Origin of the sequence: Propionibacterium australiense (genome assembly GCF_003666605.1) — a bacterium.
GTDB lineage: Bacteria > Actinomycetota > Actinomycetes > Propionibacteriales > Propionibacteriaceae > Propionibacterium > Propionibacterium australiense.
Genome location: NZ_RCIV01000046.1, coordinates 1 through 2,682 on the forward strand (window position 1 = coordinate 1; position 2,682 = coordinate 2,682).

At 53.3% G+C, this 2,682-nt stretch carries 4 protein-coding genes and 1 pseudogene; 1 reads left to right on the forward strand and 4 read right to left on the reverse strand.

What is annotated here, in order from left to right:
• Positions 1–54: 54 nt before the first annotated feature.
• The 3 genes from D9T14_RS13775 to D9T14_RS13100 form a co-directional block, all read right to left on the reverse strand.
• A complete protein-coding gene (locus D9T14_RS13775; RefSeq protein WP_183085921.1) occupies positions 55–468 on the reverse strand; it encodes a hypothetical protein in 414 nt (137 codons plus the stop codon).
• Positions 455–988 carry a hypothetical protein gene (locus D9T14_RS13505; RefSeq protein ID WP_126464176.1) on the reverse strand — a complete coding sequence of 178 codons (534 nt, stop codon included), beginning with the start codon at positions 986–988 and terminating at the stop codon, positions 455–457. Before D9T14_RS13505 ends, D9T14_RS13775 begins: the two co-directional genes overlap by 14 nt.
• A gap of 201 nt (positions 989–1,189) precedes the next feature.
• Positions 1,190–1,741 (reverse strand): Imm26 family immunity protein, encoded by a 552-nt coding sequence (locus tag D9T14_RS13100; RefSeq protein WP_119162940.1) that lies wholly within the window; start codon positions 1,739–1,741, stop codon positions 1,190–1,192.
• Positions 1,742–1,854: 113 nt separating this feature from the next.
• Between D9T14_RS13100 and D9T14_RS13780 the strand changes: the two genes are divergently transcribed.
• Positions 1,855–2,019 (forward strand): hypothetical protein, encoded by a 165-nt coding sequence (locus D9T14_RS13780; RefSeq protein ID WP_170175654.1) that lies wholly within the window; start codon positions 1,855–1,857, stop codon positions 2,017–2,019.
• A 466-nt stretch (positions 2,020–2,485) separates the two neighbouring features.
• On the opposite strand, the pseudogene D9T14_RS13785 reads toward D9T14_RS13780, so the two are convergent.
• Positions 2,486–2,682: pseudogene (locus D9T14_RS13785) on the reverse strand (hypothetical protein); the annotation flags it as partial.

A 2,682-nucleotide genomic window follows, 5' to 3' on the forward strand; every position in this document is an offset into this window, starting at 1 on the left:
CGGACGACTCGAACACCTCCGCGGCACCGCCCTCGGCTTCCGCAACCTCACCAACTACATCACACGCAGCCTCCTCGAAACCGGCGGATTCAGACCCCAACTCCTACACCCTCGATTGAGATGAGCCCCTATGGTGTGCACGCCGATACCCCTGCTGCCGGTCCCCTCGAATCCGTCGATGGTGTAACTCTTGAGTCCTCGAGCCACATAGACTGCTCCAACCCCAATGTCGATTTGCAGAGCGCCGCCGAGATAGAAGAGCATGGCCATGCATTCACGGCGGACATCCACCATGATGTCCATGAGCTCCGTCTCGGCCAAGGCATCCGGTGTTCTGAGCGGGTCGGACAGGGGATCGACGGAGGTAACGCCGCCAGGACCTCCCTCTGGTGCTCGCAGAAGATCTTTGAGCAGTAGTTCATTCATCATGGCGGAGTTGGGGCTATGAACGGGATCATTGTTGGACATTGAAACCTCTCCAAGAGGCTTTCTCGACCACACGGCACGGTGAGGTCCAGGCGGGTAGGGCAGCCTCGATGGCTGGTATGTCTGGCTCTGTGTAATCCGGTTGAGTTATTGTCATGCCGGGAACATCGAGAACGGCGAACTCGGCTTCCTCGGAGAGTACGGACAGCGACAGATCCCACATTGCTGAAAAGATGAACTCCACATCGGTTCCACGTTTCACTGCCTGCGATTTTTCGATAGGGAATGCTCGAATCCCATCTCGTCTGGACAGGTCGCTGTGCCATGAAAGATCCCTTGTGCCGCGAGCTACATACAACCCTGCTATCCCGTTGTCGAACTGTAGCGCTGTCCGGAACTCGAGTAGGACGCCGACGGTCTGTCTTCGTGAGTCGATCAAGACGTCAAGGAATTCGGCCTCAAGCAGTGAGTCCTCAAACTCGAATGGATTTATATCGGTTATGGTCGGGGCGTCGATCATCGACAGTCGTGTTGGATGGCTGAGCAGATCGCGAATCACCATGAGCATCCCTTCCCTTGCAGTACTGGTTCAGTGCTTGCAAAATCAGTTTGGGTGCGACCCCGAGAAGCGCCGATGAATAGCTGAAGCAACGTCGAATGGCAGCCTGCCAAGTCTTGATCCGAAGCCGTCGCGAAACCGTGGTCTGAAGACATCCCGCGCAAGCACAACCCGGTCTGCATACAAGTATGCGAAATTGTCATTTCAAGGTTCCAGTCCATTAATCGCTCTCAGTGCCGCTTCGAAGGTTGCCGCTGAAGTACTTCTTCGTAGGGTAATTGATTTGCCTCTTTGTAAACCGTTTTTCCTGTTCATGATTTCGTCATATGCTGCGGCTGCTTCATCTGACGATGCGGGGCGACTTCTTTCGCCATAGAAGTCCTCCACGATCCCCTTGCCCCGCACACGTGCGAAATAAGCAGGCAGGAAGCGGTCCGCATCCTGGCTGGTCAGTTGGCGATTGGTTATTATCTCCCAAGTGGATACCTTGAATGGGCAGATGGCCAATCCAGCCAAGAGCGGAGACGATGCCAGTGCTTCATCTATGTATTGCGAGGCATCCTTTTCGCTGATCAGCAGATCGAATATCACAATATAGGTTTCCACGTAATTCGGAGTGGCGATCACTTGGCCAAGATAAGCCTTCTCGCTTCCTATCGGGATGACGAAGACATCGCCGTCGTGGGGAGTGGTTGCGCTGCGTCCGCGCCGAGTTGTTTTTCGGCCGCTCTGTCTCTTGATATTTTCAGGGGCCATAAATCATCCCTCTGTGTTCTGACATGCCTGATGTGCTTCCGTGTTGCTCTGATTCCCAGGTGGCCTTCAACTACAGCTCATGCCATTCCCCAATAGCATCAAGAGTACAATTCGTGGCAAAGTTTCCAACAGCCTTCAGTATTGATTCTGTATCCCGAACGAAATTTCCTGTGAATGGTATTGGTTCGCCCATGACAGGTAGATCGATGGTTTCGCTTGGCGCAAACAACCCTGACCCCATCAAGATCAATGATCTCTCGGTGCTGGGGAAAGCCTGAATTACGCCCAACCCGTTTGCATAACTGAGGCACAGGCAGGGGTAAGCACATGAGCAATGACTGATCTCCGCATAGCCCTTCTGGCTTGCGATATTGTGTCTCAGTTCATTCAAGAGTTGAGAGGCGTCGACTTCTCGGCGTACTTGTGTGACGAATCCACCTCTGTCGACATCTTCAATGACCGTCAACCGGCTTCTATTGCTGGGAAAGATGAGAGAAGCCATTTTCAGAGAAGATTTCTTGCGGTTTCGAATAAACTGAGGCTTATTCATAACACCGATGGATGCCCGCGTGACAAGGGGCAACACCGCTGGGAAGGTTCCTGTGAATAAGCTTCACTGTCTCGTAATTTGTCGAACTCATCGGTCGCCTGTCTGTCCACCACGTCGTTTTGCAGATTATCGCATCATTGAAGTTGCCCATGCCATCGTATAGCCAGCGAATTGTTCTCACTAAACTATGGCCGTCATGAAACAAGATCGGTTTCTGGTTGGGGTTTGGGGAGGTGTTCGAAGTCGTAGTCGAAGGTGCGTCCGGTGATGTACGAGGCGAATGCCCCGAAGGTCTGCTCGGGGGTCTGGTGCTGGATGTTCGCAATATTGTTTTTAGCGGTGCCCCAGACGTGCTCGACCGGGTTGTGATCGGGCGCGTACGGCGGCAAGA